Origin of the sequence: Rhodococcus sp. NPDC060176 (assembly GCF_042728675.1) — a bacterium.
Classification (GTDB): domain Bacteria; phylum Actinomycetota; class Actinomycetes; order Mycobacteriales; family Mycobacteriaceae; genus Rhodococcus_F.
Genome location: NZ_JBHWYS010000003.1, coordinates 479,384 through 494,780 on the forward strand (window position 1 = coordinate 479,384; position 15,397 = coordinate 494,780).

Genomic DNA, 15,397 nt, shown 5'->3' on the forward strand with positions numbered 1-15,397 from the left:
CCATAGCAACAGAATTCTGCGCTACGACCTGATCAGGTGGCGATTTAGGTCACCACCGCCGGTCGAACCCGCTTCAAATGGATGGCCACCATGGCCACCACGATGGTCGCCGTTGCAGCGAGAACGGCCAGAGGAATCGGCGTGTTCACCGTGACAGGGCCGTGTTCGACGAGCGGACCGTTCGACCACCCGAAATCTTGCGCGGTCGGCTCCAAGAAGGTCACTGAAACCGAGAACAGCGTAAGAGTGAAGGGCAGTACCGCCCCGCTCGAGACTGCCCCGACGGCAACAGGCAGGCAAGACGTGACGGCCAATCCCAACGCGAGCGGCAGGACAACGAAGTACGAAACCGTGGTCAGGGAGCTGTCCGACAATCCCGAGAGTGCGGTCACGCCAAGGAGTCCCAGCCCGAGTTGGGGCATCGGTCTTTTCCAGCCGACGACGACACCGAGCGCCAGGGCAGCAGCGCCCGCGGGGATCGCCCAAGTCCAGTCGGAAGAAAAGTTGGTCGTGCTGACCGACACCGTGCTGACTGCCAGTCCTGCGAGTATGAAACGGCCGTCGTGTGGCGACAAGCGCCAAGCCAGCGCCACCGTTACGGCAACCGCGATCGCCACTGCAGTCACCCAGGACCCAGGTGATGTCGACGTCGAGCCCAACGTCACATAGAGAGCCGTGAATGCCAGGGGCAGAACAACTCCCAAAATCACCAGGCGTGTGTCGATGTCGCCCGGCTCCTGATTCGGTCGTGCGACTGCGGCGACTCCACCCACGAGAAGGGTTGCAGCGAGCAGGATCCAGACGGGAACCGTGGACGGCGCGGGATAGGAATCGCCCGGAAGTGTGAGCGACCACCTGGGGACGCGATCGCGCCACAAGTCTGCGGCACCGAAGTACAGGGTCGTCGCGGTCACCCCGAGCGCGAGAGCAATTTGTGCTGCGCGGTGACTCTTCGTCGGATATGCCGCCGCCGCGAGGAAAATGCCGGCTCCCATTGCGTTCAGGGTCACCGATATCGAGGCGGAGACAGGGACGAATGCTGGTAGCGCGATGACGAGGGCGCCAACTGCAGCGAAGACACTCGCGAGTCCGCCACGTCCCCAGCGATGTAGTAGCGCAACACCGACCGCCGCAACCACAGCGGCAGTTGCTCCCGCCCACTGCGGCGTGATCACCACCGAGGTGAGGCCGTCGTCGGAAAAAGTGAAGTCGTCGACTCGGGACTCGGCCACTGCGTACGCGGCCACCACACCGCCGACCAGCGCGGACGCCACCGAACCGTAGAGCTGAGCGATTTGAACTGGGCTACGTTGCTGCATAATTCGTCGAATTTTCGCACAACTCGCCGATACGACTGATCGTCACATCGCCGTGCGGATCCATCCACACCGGTTCCCCGTCTCGAAGTCGAGGAAGAAGCAGATGGCGCCCTCGGCTCGGCCACTGAACGAAGTCGTATCCGGCCAATTTGGTCTGAACGATATCGGCGACCCACACCGCAGCGTCCGCGAATTCAGTATCCATCGACAGTGCGTTGAAGTAGCTGAATCCGCTGATGTCACGTGCGCCTTGCCAGCCGATCGTGACGTTGTAGTCGCTGTTTATCGAAAATTCCCAGATCAGACGATCGACAACAACTTCAGGTCCGAATCGCAGGCAACGCAGATCTTGGGCAACAGCCGCGAGGGCTTGTGCCCAAGACTCCGGCGCCGCGAAGCCGGGATCCTCGCCGGGATCGGAGTTGTTGGTGAACAGAGGAATACGCCAGGTCAAGCATTCCATGTTCCACAGTCATTCCATGTTCCACAGTGGAGGTAGTGACATGCCGCATCCTTCCGGTTCGTGGGCCTGCACCCCAGCATTTCACCTGCACCCGGCCATTCACCTGCACCCAGCCGTTCACAGGAAGCTCCCAGGGAACATACAGCGAGAATCCAGTGGCAGGGGAGAAGATGGTTCTCGTGACCGACAAGACCCCCGAAGCCCGCATCCTCGTCGTCGACGACGAACCCACCATCGTGGAGTTGCTCTCCGTGAGCCTCCGATTCCAGGGCTTCGAGGTGGCAACTGCATCGAGCGGCGCCCAAGGCCTGGACGTCGCACGGACATTCCGTCCCGACGCGATCGTTCTCGACGTCATGATGCCCGGCATGGACGGGTTCGGTCTGCTCCGACGCCTCCGCGCCGACGGTGTGGACGCGCCGGTCCTGTTTCTGACCGCGAAGGATTCGCTCGACGACAAGATCAGCGGCCTGACCCTCGGCGCGGATGACTACGTGACCAAGCCGTTCAGCCTCGAAGAGGTCGTGACGAGGTTGCGGGTCATCCTGCGCCGCGCCGGCCGCGGTGTCGCGCCGGAGCAGTCGCCGCGGGTGAAGTTCGCCGACATCGAACTCGACGACGACACCCGCGAGGTCTGGAAGAAGGGCGAACTGGTTGCACTCTCGCCCACCGAGTTCACATTGCTCCGATACTTCATGGTCAACGCCGGGACTGTTCTCAGCAAGCCTCGGATTCTCGACCATGTCTGGAACTACGACTTCGGCGGGGAGGTCGGAGTTGTCGAGTCCTACGTGTCCTACCTGCGTCGCAAGGTGGATACGGGGGAGACACCGCTGATCCACACATTGCGTGGGGTCGGCTACGTGATGCGAGAACCGCGGCAATGATCGCCGCCGCGGAAAACGATCAGCTTCCGAAGCGGGGTCGTTTCCGTCTCCACTCACTGCCGCTGCGCTTCACCCTGGTTGCGGCCTTGCTGGTGTTGGCGGCGCTGGGGTTGTTGGCGTCGGGCGTGGCGGTCACTTCGGCGCTCGAGAATTCACTGACCCAGCGAACCGACAAAACGCTGTACGAGGCGGTCGACGGTTGGGCAAAGCCGCACACCAGAGATCTACAGCCGCCCAGTGACGTCGGCCCGGGCACCCGCCCACCCAGCCCCTTCTTCGTCCGGACAGTGACCACGGACGGTCGGGTGATCGTCCTGAACGACAAGTCGACGACCACCGAACCCGACCTGTCCAAAGATTCCACCAAAGGCCCGATCACCGTCGGATCGAGCGATGGTTCGGACGTGAACTGGCGAGTTCTCACGACGGTCCGCGACGGCACGACCACGACTATCGGTGTGCGACTGACGGATAACGAGCAGACCGTCGACGACTTGGTCGGGCTGCAACTCGGCATCGGTCTGGTTGTTCTGCTGATCCTCGGCGGCGGAGCCTATTTCGTCGTTCGCCGGAGCCTGCGTCCTCTCGTCGAGGTGGAGGAAACCGCCGCTGCCATTGCCGCCGGCGACCTTCATCGACGCGTTCCGGAGCGTGACGACCGCACCGAAGTCGGCCGATTGTCCGTGGCACTCAACGGAATGCTCGCGCAGATTCAACACGCATTTGCCGCGACCGAGGCTTCGGAGGAATCAGCACGGCGTTCCGAGGAGAAGATGCGTAGATTTGTCGGCGACGCCAGCCACGAGTTGCGCACACCCTTGACGACTATCCGTGGATTCGCCGAGTTGTATCGCCAAGGGGCGATGACGGATACGGCAACGCTGATGAACCGAATCGAGGGCGAGGCGTCGAGGATGGGTCTTCTGGTCGAGGACCTACTCATGCTGGCCAGACTCGACGAACAGCGACCGCTCGAGAACAAGCCGGTAGATCTGCTTGCAGTTGCGGCGGATTCGGTACAGGCGGCGCGAGCGATCGCACCGGATCGAACCGTCGAACTTGAGATGACCGGCGGCCCAGGCCTGCCCGAGGTGCACGGCGACGAAGCCAGACTGCGTCAGGTAGTCGCCAATCTGGTGGGCAACGCGATCAAGCACACGCCGCCGGATGCACAGGTCACAGTTCGTGTCGGTACAACCGAGAACTCCGCGGTGGTCGAGGTTTCCGATACCGGTCAGGGCCTGAGTGAAGAGGATGCCGCGCGGATCTTCGAGCGTTTCTACCGCGCGGACACCTCTCGCACCCGCGAGACCGGAGGCGCCGGTCTCGGCCTGTCCATTGTTTCGGCATTGGTTGCCGCGCACGCCGGAACCGTCAGCGTCGAGACGGCCCTCGGGCAAGGGACGACGTTCCGCGTCGAATTGCCGCGTGATCCGAAGGACGACTGACGAGGAACTACTGGAGCCGGTCTCTCAGAAGTAGGTGTGCACCGTACCGACGACGCGGTAGTCCGAGTCCACCTCGGGAATCAGCGACCACTTGTCGAACGTGGTGCAGGGATGCGAGATTCCGCAACCGAGCAGATCGCCGACCTGCACGTCGAAGTCAGCTGGAACGTCGACGTACGCGTGCTGGTCGTTGAGGGCGGTGATCGTCAGCTCTCGCGCCGATCGGTTGGATCCGTCGCGTCGGCGCCACAGGACTATGGGGAAGCCTGCGTCGGATCCGACGTCGCGACGACCGAAGCCCAGGATCGCGCGGCCGGGCTCAGGTATGGAGAGCACCACGCCCCAGACCTCAGCGGCTCCCTGCAGGGTTCGCGGACCATCCGCCCACGGCGAAGTCTCGGCATAGAGACCGTGATCGTGGGTGATGTAGCAGCCGCTGCGCAGGACGACGCGTACACCGTTGTCGAGTGCCCACCGGCCGGCCAGCTCGCGCACCACAAGATCATGGAATGCGCTGCCGCCGAACGTGACCAGTGGCCTGGGAGCCTTCGCGGAGTTGTTCTCGAACAGGTTCTCGGCGACACAGATTTCCGTGAACACCCGCGCGGATTTGAGATATGAATCGACGGAAATGCGACGGGCGGCCACCGAGGCTCCGGGCATCATGCCCTCGAATCCCTCGACTCCGGTGACTGTCAACGAAGGAGCTTGCGCCGCCGCACGTGCAACGTCGAGAGCTTGCTCGACAGTGCGAGCACCCGCGCGTCCGCTGTCGTATCCGAGTTCGACGAGAACCCGGATACGGCTGGCCGGTGATACTTTCGCTATCAACTGTTCCATCAGCCGGACGCTCTCGACGGAGTCGACGAGGGTGGTGACGAAGAAATCGGGGTCGGTGGCCTGAGCGTCGCAGATCCACCGAATGCCGGCGGGATCGAGAACCTGGCTGGCGATGATGATCGTGTCCACACCGAATTCACGCAGAATGCGTGCCTGCGCAACGGTTGCCGCCGTCATCGCCCAAGCACCGGCGTCGAGTTGGCGACGAACCAGTTCGGGGCTCATCGTGGTCTTCGCGTGAGGAGCCAGATCCACGTCGTGATCGGAGCAGAACTGCGCCATGAGGTCGACGTTGTGCGCGATCGCCGCACGATTGAGTGTCATCACGGGTAGTAGGAGGTTGCCGTCGAGTGCAGAGATCCCCAGTGGCTCGAGGTCGGAGCCGTCGCGACCTTCGAGGTCGGTGCCGAATGCCTTGTGCTGCCAACCAATCGGGGGGTTCGCGAAATCCGTCATGGCATCGATTGTGCCGTTGATTGCAGACGAAGTGTTCATGTGTAGTGACTTTCTGTCAGAACTATGCAGGTCAGAACGTAATCGGGCTACGAGCGGCGTACCGGACGACCGGGCAACGCGTCCTCGACCACGACACCGCCTTCGACGACGGGTACTCCGCCGACGAGCACGCGGCTGATTCCGGTGGAGGGGCGAGTGCCGTCGATGTAGGTGGCGTTGTCGGTGATCCGCTCGGGGTCGAAAACGAGGATGTCCGCGTCGCTACCGGGGCTGATCCGACCTTTCGACGCCATCGAGGGAACCGACTCCTCCAGAATCTGCGCGGGGATCAACGAGCAGCGCGCGATGATCTCCGACAGCGACAGCAGTTGGCGCTCGCGGTACAGGGTACGAATCGCACGCGCATAGGTACCGGCGCCGCGGGGATGGCCGAGTGCCTTCTCCGGCAACGGCCACTGCAATGCATCGGCAGACGAACGGCCAGGCCAGGTCAGTGGCATCGCGTCGCTCGCGATGGCGGCGCGGTCGAAAGTCATCGCCCTTTCGAGGAACTCACGCTGCACGGTGTCGTTCTCGTCGAGGAACTCCACCAGCACCAGTCCACCGGGGTCGGTTGCCCGAAGGTGTTCCAGCTGTTTGCGGTCCGCGATACGTTCACCGGTGGGTACGAATGTCAGCGATCGTGGTGTCAGATTCATCAGATGAAGTTTGTCGGGATCGAGAAACGCAGCGCCGACGGCCGTCGACCCGGAACCGTACGGATACGCCTCCGTCGTGACGCGTGATCCGGCAGCCTGAACTTGTGCCACCACCGACAGTGCATGGTCGACGTGCATTCCCGAGGTGCTGTTGACGTGGCAGTAGTGCATGTGTGCGCCGGTTTCGGCTGCTGCACGGGCGATTTCGACGGCACCGTCCACCGGGCTCGACGGATCGGCCGAGATGAGCGGGCGCGCATGGGTGTAGGTGGGAACACCGGCGCGGGCCGCGAGATTCGCCACCTGCAAGTACTCGGTCGGATCGGATTTCGGGGCGTACCCGACCACCACTCCGATACCGAGAGCGCCTGCGGCCAGATCGTTTTCGAGAAGTTCGAGAATGTGTGCACGCTGCGAGGCAGATGGTTCGCCCTGCCAGCTCGGGGAACCGAGATGGTGCAGGAGCGTTCTGATGTCGCCGTCGGGATCGGCTCCCGAGAGTTCGATCATTCGGGCGTGAGCCCACGACGTCGCGTAGCCGTAGTTGATCGGGCGGCCCTCGGCGCCGGCCCGCGCATATGCTTTCGCGACAGGAATGACACCGGCTTCCAGTTCGAGGGCCGTGGTGACTCCGTCCAACGCCTGAAGTCGCTGCTCGGCGATTTCCTGTCCGTGGCTGTGCAGGTCGATGAATCCGGGGCAGATCACCTGACCGGTCACGTCGATCGTTTGCCGGGCTTCGATCGCGTCGTGACCCCACGCCGAGACCTTGCCGCCGGTGATCGCGATGCCCCGAACGTCGTCGGTTCCCGATGCGGGATCGACGACGCGGCCGCCGGTGAACACGATGTCGTGGACCTGCATCAGCGCTGCACTCCTGTCGTTGGTCGAACCGCCTGGCCCGGCGAATGTCCCGATGGTTTCACGGCTCGGGTATCGGATTCTGGTGTGAACGTCCCAAATGGAGGCCGACTCACCGTTCGAGCGGACAAGAAACGGATGCGCTCGAGTGTGAAGGTGAAAGCGAAGTTATCAATTCAGCCGATTGAGATCGATGGAGGACAGGAATGCACGTCTATATTTCGGTGGACATGGAGGGTATCGCGGGTATCGCGACGCTCGATCAGACGATCCGCGGCGGTGGCGGCTACCACCGTGCGCAGATGCTCATGACCGCCGAGACCAATGCTGCGATCGCCGGTGCGTTCGACGCCGGTGCGACGAGCGTCCTGGTCAACGACAGCCACGGAACGATGGACAATCTGCTTCACGCCGACCTGGATCCACGGGCGCGTCTGATCTTCGGAACACCGAAGATGCAGTGCATGGCGGAGGGACTGACGTCCGATCACGACGTCGCCCTGTTCGTCGGCTACCACGCACCCGCCGGTGGCCCCGGCGTCCTGGCTCACACGTTCTCGAGTTTGTTCGCGGACGTCCGCCTCGACGGTAAGTCCGTCTCCGAGACCGACGTCAACACTCTCTACGCGGCGACGCAGGGCGTTCCCGTCGGCCTGGTGACGGGTGACGACATCATCTGCGGCCTGGTGGACGCGGCCTCGCCGACCACGGAGACCGTCGAGGTGAAGAAGGCGCACGGTTGGTCGGCAACCAATTCGCTGCCGCCGTCGCTGGCGTGCGAGCAGATCCGAGCAGGCGCCGAGCGTGCAGTGCGCAAGGCCGACACACTGAAGCCGGTCGAGCTGCGTGACGAATGGACCCTCGAGATCGTTCACCCCACCACCACGGGAGCTGAACTGGCCGAGGCTGTTCCCGGCTCGCGACGGATTTCGGATCGTACGATTTCGCACACACTCGGCAGCGTCGACGACATTCTCGGTCTGATCACTGTCAATGCTCGGCTCGCGGCCGCAGGCGTCTCGACGATCGTGGCAGTCGCCAATCGCACGTAATGCAGTAACGACTCGACCTCGAATGCCGCCGACACCGTGTGTGTCGGCGGCATTTGTCATCTGTTGGGGCAGAACATGTTCCGATCGACCAAACGTTGCTTCGGGTATTGGTGGGACGAACCAATGCGGTAGACGTGTTCGCTGTCACACTTCATCAGGCTTTCAATGTTCTAGTCCATGCGGCACAAGACAATCCGGGAGGCTTGATGAAGGCGGAACGCGTCACAGTCGAAGAACCATCGCACACAAGTGGTGGAGCGGTTCGAACAATGATGGACAACAAGTCGATTCGACGCACAACCACCGTTACGGTCGGACTGCTCAGTACGATCTGGTTGATCGACATGGTGGATCGTGTGATGATCGGGCTTGCGCTTCCGATGATCGGCGACGAATTCTCCCTCAGCAGTACACAGTTGGGCGGAGTAGTCTCGGTCTTCGCGATCTTCTACATGCTCGGGCAGGTCCCCGGCGGCATGCTGGCCGACCGCTACGGACCCCGGCCACTGTTGATCGTGGCTTTGATCCTGTGGTCGGTGTTCACCGCATTGACAGGGTTCGCGTGGGGTCTCGTCTCGCTGATGGTCATGCGTGCGATGTTCGGCATCAGCCAGGGGCTCTTTCCGGCTGCGTCGTTCAAGGCGTTGGCAGAGCGGACGCGTCCGAAAACCAGAGCAACCGCGATGGGTTTCATGCTCGGCGCCAACAATCTCGGCCCTGGCGTCGCACCGCTGATCATCGCACCGGTTCTCATGGCGGTGGGGTGGCGTGACGCGTTCTGGCTGGTGGCGATCGTCGGCGCCGCGATCGGCACGGTGGTGTGGTTGGTGCTGCCGGCACCGTTGGACACGGAAATCTCGGAAGATCCCGAGGCTGCGCTGCAACCGCTGGCGAGTGAGCACTCCCGCGCCGCGGTATTCAAGTCCGCGTCGGTCTGGAAGTTCGCGATTTTGTTCTGTCTGAGCAACATGTCCGCGTACGGGCTGATGACCTGGGTGCCGAGTTATCTGCTCAACGACAAGGGGCTCTCGCTGATCGACACGGGGATATTCGCCGCGATCCCCTTCATCGTCACGGCGCTGGCCACGATTCTGGGCGGTCGATTGGTGGACAAGTACTTCCACGACCGGGCCCGGATTCTTCTGGTTCCGTGTATGGCCACGTCGGCAGTCCTGTTGTTCCTGATGACCACCGCCGACACCGTGGCGATGTTCACGTTCTACGAGACCTTGGCTCTAGGCATCAGCGGTCTGTGTTCGATGTCGATCTTCGCGATGCCGTTGAGGGCACTTCCTGCCGAATTCCTCGGTTCCGGAATGGGTTTGATCAACGGTTGTGGTCAGTTCGCCGGTTTCCTCACGCCGCTCGTGATGGGATGGATGGTGGACCAGTTCTCGTACATGGCTGCGTTCGGAGTCCTGGTCGGAGCGACGAGCGCTGCCGCATTGGTGGCCATGATCGTTCCGCAGACCCCGGCGAAATTCTGAGAAGGAGACCGAAGATGTCGGCAACGGACGGCACACGAAAGATCGAAGACGACGTCGTCACCGATTTTTCCGAGAAGATGAGTTACGGGGCCTACCTCGGACTCGATACCCTCCTGGATTCGCAGCATCCGGTGAGCGATCCGGAGCACCACGACGAACTCTTGTTCATCATTCAGCACCAGACCAGCGAGTTGTGGCTCAAGCTGTTTCTCCACGAGATACGGGCGGCCAGAGCAGCTATAGCTGCCGACGACATCCGGGTCGCTTTCAAGCGCATCGCGCGCGTCAAACACATTCAGGCCACACTGACCGAGCAGTGGTCGGTGTTGGCGACACTGACGCCGGCGGAGTACGCGGAGTTCAGAGGCGTTCTCGGCAACTCGTCGGGGTTCCAGTCGTACCAGTACCGCGCCGTGGAATTCGTGCTCGGAAACAAGAACGCGGACATGCTGAAAGTCTTCGAATCGGATCCGTCTGCCCACCAATTGTTGGAAACCTTGCTCGGGGAGCCGACGCTGTACGACGAATTCTGGAGATACCTGTCCAGGCAGGGCTACGACGTTCCGGCGTCGGCTCTCGAACGAGACGTCAGCGCGCCCTACGTGCGCAACGACGAGTTGATTCCGCTGGTCAAGGCAATCTACGAAAACGTCGAACAGCACTGGACGGCGTACGAGGCATTCGAGGAATTGGTCGACCTCGAGGAGAGCTTCCAGTTGTGGCGGTTCCGGCACCTTCGGACGGTGCTGCGGGTGATCGGCATGAAGAAGGGGACCGGCGGATCGAGTGGTGGTGCCGGGTTCCTGCAACGTGCGTTGGAGTTGAGCTTCTTCCCCGAGCTGTTAGCCGCTCGAACCGAGATCGGAACCTGACATACCTGCTTCATGGCACGGCTGCCTATTACAGACAGCCGTTCGTGGCACACGACGAATCCCGGCCCGAAGGACAGGAGTCTTCGACAAGATCCGACCGGGGTGGTTCGACCAAGCTGAACTTGCGAAGTTGCAAGTCGGTGACAGGAGAGCGTCGGAGTGGACAAGAAGACAATGGTGGCGGACCTGGCGGCACTGGTAACCGCCGAGTCGCCCAGTTCCGACCTCAGCGCAGTCGATGCGTGTGCGGACGTGGTGGCCGAGATCGGTGAACGCCATCTCGGGAGCGCACCGGAACGTATTCGCATCGACGGTCGTCAGCACTTGCGTTGGTCCTTCGGCACGGAACCGAAGGTGATGCTCCTGGGCCATTTCGACACTGTCTGGCCGCTCGGAACGCTCGCGGAGTTGCCCTGGTCGGTCACCGACAACATCGCCACCGGACCCGGAGTCTTCGACATGAAGGCCGGCATCGTCCAGCTCTTTCATGCGCTCGCATCGCTTCCGTCGCTCGACGGAGTGGTCGTGCTCCTCAATTCCGACGAGGAGATCGGCTCCCCGACCTCGCGCGCACTGATCGAGGAGCAAGCGCGTCAGGTCGACGCAGTGCTGGTCCTCGAAGCCGCAGCCGACGGCGCAGTGAAGACCGCGCGCAAGGGTATGTCGCTGTACTGCGTCGACATCGAGGGACGCGCTGCACACGCCGGACTGGAACCGGAACGCGGTGTGAACGCTGTAGTGGAGCTCGCACATCAGATTCAGGCCGTGGTGGAGCTCGCGGACCCGGCGGCGGGAACGTCGGTGGTGCCGTCGGTGATCAGTGGCGGAACCACCACCAATACCGTTGCAGCGCAAGCGCAACTGTGGTGTGACGTTCGAATGTGGTCGGCGAAGGAACAGGAACGCATCGATCGTTCGATCCGCGCGCTGGTGCCGGTGCTGGCCGAAAGTCGAATTTCGGTGACCGGAGGACCCAACCGTGGGCCCCTGGAATCCGCGTCGTCGGAGAAGCTGTACTTTCTCGCTCATCAGGTCAGCAGTGAGACCGGGTTGGGAATGCTGCGCGACTGCGCCGTCGGCGGTGCCTCGGACGGAAACTTCACCGCTGCAGTCGGAACCCCGACGTTGGACGGCCTCGGTGCCGTCGGCGGTGGGGCCCATGCAGCCACAGAACACGTAGAGATAGATCAGATGATCCCGCGCGCCACGTTGCTGGCCGGTCTGGTGACTCGAGTCCTGGAGGGAGGACTGTGACGATGACGTCGCCGAACAATGTCCAACGCAAGATTGCTCAACCGGTGGGAGGTGTTTCGCCTTCGCGGATGCGTCAGGCGATCAGCCAAGCCGAACAGGCCGCTCTGCTTGCGTGTGTGACCATCGAAACCGTCACCGGGCATGCCGAGTTGGAACAGGTATTCGGCTTGTTCGAGAAGGTGTGGCAGCCGGAGAGCGGAAATCCGCCCGTACACCGGGACATGATGAAAGCGCTCTCGCACTCCGGTAATTACGTCGCCGGTGCTTTTCGTGGCGGAGACCTGATCGGTGGCTCGGTCGCCTTCTTCGAAGAGCCACAACATCGTTCGTTGCATTCTCACATCACGGGGATTCTCCCGAACGTGCAGAACGGGCACATCGGCCTGGCGTTGAAACTGTTCCAGCGGGCGTGGGCACTGGAACGAGGAATCCTCCACGTGCGGTGGACTTTCGACCCGCTCGTCGCGCGCAATGCCTATTTCAACGTCTCGAAACTCGGTGCGTTTCCAGTCCAGTATCTGCCGCGTTTCTACGCGCCGATGAACGACAGCCTCAACGGCGGCGCAGACAGCGACCGGTTGTTGATCGACTGGGAGATCGGTAGCAGCAAGGTTTCCGACGTCGTCGCCGGTTCGGGAGAAGTCCCGACTCCCGAGTCCTTGGGGGCGAGCGAACTGCTGTCCGTCTCCGAAGCCGGCCTGCCTGTGTTGAAGTCGACGAAGAATCGTTTCGTCACGGTGGCTACGCCGAATGACGTGTACGCACTGCGTAAGTCGGACCCGGCGGCGGCGAACGATTGGCGACTGGCCGTCCGTGAGACTCTCGGCGGTGTGCTCGCCGAGAACGGAGTGGTTCTCGCAGTTACCAGAACCGGAAAGTACGTGCTGGACCGTGCGCCGGGAACACAGGCAGGCAGGACAACAGCGGAGGTTACATTGTGAAGATCGACGGAGTTGAATTACGCCGGGCAGCAATGCCGTTGAAGGCGCCGTTTCGAACCTCGTTCGGCACCGAGACCACCAAGGACGTGTTGTTCGTCAAGGTCGTCACCTCGGAGTCGGAGGGCTGGGGCGAGTGCGTAGCGATGTCCGATCCTCGCTACTGCTCCGAATACACGGACGGCGCCGCCGAAGTCCTTCGCAAGTTCCTGATTCCGTCTCTGGGTGAACTCGCCGATCCCGACGTGCACACACTGAGCGCGACGATGGAACAGTTCGCCGGGCATCCGATGGCCAAAGCTGCCCTGGAAACCGCCTTCCTCGACGCCGAATTGCGCGCCGCCGGGACGAGCATGTCCTCGTATCTCGGCGCAGTGGTCGATCGGGTACCCGCAGGTGTTTCGGTGGGTATCAAGAATTCGATCGACGAACTGCTCGACGAGGTGGGCGGCTTCCTCGACGCCGGGTACTTACGCATCAAACTGAAAATCGAACCGGGCTGGGATATCGAGCCGGTTCGCGCAGTCCGCGAGCGGTTCGGCGACGACGTACTCCTCCAGGTCGACGCGAACACCGCGTACACCTTGGCTGACGCGCGCCATCTCCAGCGGCTCGACGACTTCGACCTCCTGCTGATCGAGCAGCCGCTTCCCGAAGAGGAACTGCGCTGCCATGCCAGGTTGGCCGAGATGATGCGGACGCCCGTCTGTCTAGACGAGTCGATCACCTCCGCCAAGGTCACTGCAGACGCGCTGGCCATCGGCGCGTGCAGCGTGGTGAACATCAAACCGGGACGTGTCGGCGGTTATCTCGAATCGCGTCGAATCCACGACGTCTGCAAGGCCAACGGAATTGCCGTGTGGTGCGGCGGAATGCTCGAGACCGGAATCGGCCGGGCCGCCAACGTCGCTCTTGCCGCGCTCCCTGGATTTGTCCTACCAGGCGATACGTCAGCCTCCGACCGGTACTTCGCCGAAGACATCACTGAGCCGTTCGTGCTCGACGACGGTTACGTGAAAGTTCCGGAAGGACCGGGCATCGGCGTCGAACCGATCCCTGACCTGCTCGAAGCAATTACCACGTCGGTCGAATGGATCGGTATGGATCGGCTTTGACGAATCACTATGACACACTTCGTTCACAGGACGAAGGAGTGATAGACGTGGGCACCGTACGACCTCGCATCAGTTTGGTGCGGCTTCTCGAAGATGTGGGAACTACGGTGCTGAATCCGGTTGTCGGCGACCCGGAGGCGGTCCAGGAGATCGCCTCGGTGGTCATTCACGACCCCGACGACGACTCACCCTCGACGGCTGACTCCATGGTGCTGCTGGTCGGGATCACCGGCGGTCAACGTATCGCGGAGTCCGTGGCCGGCCTGGCCGAGCGCGGAGTGCGCGTGGTGGTCGCGCGGGTGACCACCGAGGTCAGCGATGCGGACCGCGAATCCGTCATCTCTTCCGGTGTCGTCCTGTTGGCTCTGTCGCGTGGAGTTTCGTGGGTTCAGCTGACAAGCCTGCTTCATTCGGTGCTCTCCGCCCGAAACGAAGTCGGGCACATCCACTCACGCGGAGGTGGACCGGCCGGCGATCTGTTCGCCTTCGCCAACGCCGTCAGCGCACTCTTGGATGCCCCGATCACGATCGAGGACCGAAGCTCACGGGTCATCGCCTTCTCCGGCCGCCAGGAAGAAGGAGACGGTCCACGTATCGCGACCGTTCTGGAGCGGCAGGTTCCTGACCAGTACATTCGAGTGCTCGAAGAGGCAGGGGTCTTCGACCGGCTCTATCGCAGCGACGATCCGGTGTGGGTCTCTGCCGAGACCCTCGGTACCAAAATGGGACGTATCGCCGTGTCCATCAGAGCCGGCGACGAGTTCCTCGGCTCCATGTGGGTGGCAACCGGTGAGCCGATGTCCGAGGACCGGATGCGTGCACTGCGCGATTCGGCCGGGTTGATCGCGCTGCAGATGTTGCGGTTGCGCGGCGGCGCCGACGCCGAGCGTCGACTGCGCGCAGACCTGATCGCAACCCTGCTCGACGGTGGGTCCGGTGCGGTCGACGCGATGAATCGCCTCGGCCTCGGGACCGGTCCCGCACTCGTGATGGCCTTGGGCCGTAGGTCTTTCGAGGGATCGTCGAAACCGGACGACGCCGCCCACGTGGTGCGGCTGACCGACGCTCTGGCCATGCATCTCGGCGCCGTCCACTCGCAGTCGGCGGCTGCATTGGTCAACGGAACCGGCTACGCGGTGCTTTCTGTGCGAGGGCATTCCCCCGCAGAAGCCGAGCTGCAGGCATTCCGTGTGGCCTCGGATTTCCTGGACCGCACCGGAGCGTCCGGCGACACGATCATCGGGATCGGCCGGGTCGTGACCAGACCGGCTCAGTTAGGCCGATCGAAACGCGACGCCGAACATGCCCTCGAAGTGTTGTTGGCGGGACGAGCGTCGGGCAGCGTCGCCACTTTCAGCAGTGTCCACGTCGACGCCATTCTGTTGGAGATCGCATCGGAAGCCGCAGCCGAAGGGTTTTCGGACCTCGGGCCTATCGAGGCGATCGCCAGCCACGATGCTGCCCATGCGACCTCGTTCGTCGACACCCTTGATGCGTGGCTCAACGCCTTCGGCGACGTCGGTGACGCCGCGGCGTCATTGCACGTGCACCCCAACACCTTTCGGTATCGCCTCAGCAAGTTGAAGGGTATGGCCGCGTTGGATCTCGACGACCCCAACGTCCGCTTCCGGTTGATGGTGCATCTTCGTCTGCGCGGTCCACGCTAGTTCGAAAGTCGAAAAATGCGGGTCGCGCCGGCTTCTCGGC

At 62.6% G+C, this 15,397-nt stretch carries 13 protein-coding genes; 9 read left to right on the top strand and 4 right to left on the bottom strand.

What is annotated here, in order from left to right; genetic code table 11:
- Window positions 1-44 precede the first annotated feature (44 nt).
- Both ACFWEM_RS17120 and ACFWEM_RS17125 read right to left on the bottom strand, forming a co-directional pair.
- On the bottom strand, window positions 45-1,319 hold the full coding sequence (locus ACFWEM_RS17120) for a hypothetical protein (protein ID WP_378535270.1): 1,275 nt from the start codon (window positions 1,317-1,319) through the stop codon (window positions 45-47).
- Entirely contained in the window at window positions 1,306-1,782 is a 477-nt protein-coding gene (locus ACFWEM_RS17125) for a hypothetical protein (RefSeq protein WP_378535272.1), read from the bottom strand. Before ACFWEM_RS17125 ends, ACFWEM_RS17120 begins: the two co-directional genes overlap by 14 nt.
- A 170-nt stretch (window positions 1,783-1,952) precedes the next feature.
- On the opposite strand from ACFWEM_RS17125, the gene ACFWEM_RS17130 reads away from it, so the two are divergent.
- Both ACFWEM_RS17130 and ACFWEM_RS17135 read left to right on the top strand, forming a co-directional pair.
- Window positions 1,953-2,669, top strand: coding sequence for a response regulator transcription factor (locus tag ACFWEM_RS17130; RefSeq protein ID WP_007734368.1), 717 nt, complete (start codon window positions 1,953-1,955; stop codon window positions 2,667-2,669).
- Window positions 2,666-4,117, top strand: a complete 1,452-nt coding sequence (locus tag ACFWEM_RS17135) for a sensor histidine kinase (protein WP_378535274.1) — start codon at window positions 2,666-2,668, stop codon at window positions 4,115-4,117. Before ACFWEM_RS17130 ends, ACFWEM_RS17135 begins: the two co-directional genes overlap by 4 nt.
- A 24-nt stretch (window positions 4,118-4,141) precedes the next feature.
- On the opposite strand, the gene ACFWEM_RS17140 is transcribed toward ACFWEM_RS17135, so the two are convergent.
- A complete protein-coding gene (locus tag ACFWEM_RS17140) occupies window positions 4,142-5,413 on the bottom strand; it encodes an alanine racemase (RefSeq protein WP_378535276.1) in 1,272 nt (423 codons plus the stop codon).
- A gap of 86 nt (window positions 5,414-5,499) precedes the next feature.
- Window positions 5,500-6,975 (bottom strand): amidohydrolase family protein, encoded by a 1,476-nt coding sequence (locus tag ACFWEM_RS17145; RefSeq protein WP_378535278.1) that lies wholly within the window; start codon window positions 6,973-6,975, stop codon window positions 5,500-5,502.
- A gap of 203 nt (window positions 6,976-7,178) precedes the next feature.
- Here ACFWEM_RS17145 and ACFWEM_RS17150 point away from each other — a divergent pair, with 203 nt between their 5' ends.
- The 7 genes from ACFWEM_RS17150 (at window position 7,179) to ACFWEM_RS17180 (ending at window position 15,357) form a co-directional block, all read left to right on the top strand.
- Window positions 7,179-8,024: a M55 family metallopeptidase gene (locus ACFWEM_RS17150; protein ID WP_007734371.1), complete on the top strand. Its 846-nt coding sequence runs from the start codon at window positions 7,179-7,181 to the stop codon at window positions 8,022-8,024.
- A 269-nt stretch (window positions 8,025-8,293) separates the two neighbouring features.
- Complete coding sequence (locus ACFWEM_RS17155; RefSeq protein ID WP_378535280.1) at window positions 8,294-9,511, top strand: MFS transporter; 1,218 nt, start codon at window positions 8,294-8,296, stop codon at window positions 9,509-9,511.
- A gap of 14 nt (window positions 9,512-9,525) precedes the next feature.
- On the top strand, window positions 9,526-10,383 hold the full coding sequence (locus ACFWEM_RS17160; RefSeq protein ID WP_378448989.1) for a tryptophan 2,3-dioxygenase: 858 nt from the start codon (window positions 9,526-9,528) through the stop codon (window positions 10,381-10,383).
- A 159-nt stretch (window positions 10,384-10,542) separates the two neighbouring features.
- Window positions 10,543-11,637, top strand: coding sequence for a M20 family metallopeptidase (locus ACFWEM_RS17165; RefSeq protein ID WP_378535282.1), 1,095 nt, complete (start codon window positions 10,543-10,545; stop codon window positions 11,635-11,637).
- 2 nt (window positions 11,638-11,639) lie between these two features.
- Entirely contained in the window at window positions 11,640-12,578 is a 939-nt protein-coding gene (locus ACFWEM_RS17170) for a GNAT family N-acetyltransferase (RefSeq protein ID WP_378535284.1), read from the top strand.
- The gene (menC, locus tag ACFWEM_RS17175; RefSeq protein ID WP_378535286.1) at window positions 12,575-13,690 is read left to right on the top strand and encodes an o-succinylbenzoate synthase; all 1,116 of its coding nucleotides are present in this window, start codon (window positions 12,575-12,577) and stop codon (window positions 13,688-13,690) included. The genes ACFWEM_RS17170 and menC overlap by 4 nt, the downstream gene beginning before the upstream one ends.
- A gap of 47 nt (window positions 13,691-13,737) precedes the next feature.
- Window positions 13,738-15,357: a PucR family transcriptional regulator gene (locus ACFWEM_RS17180; protein ID WP_378535288.1), complete on the top strand. Its 1,620-nt coding sequence runs from the start codon at window positions 13,738-13,740 to the stop codon at window positions 15,355-15,357.
- The last annotated feature ends 40 nt before the right edge of the window (window positions 15,358-15,397 follow it).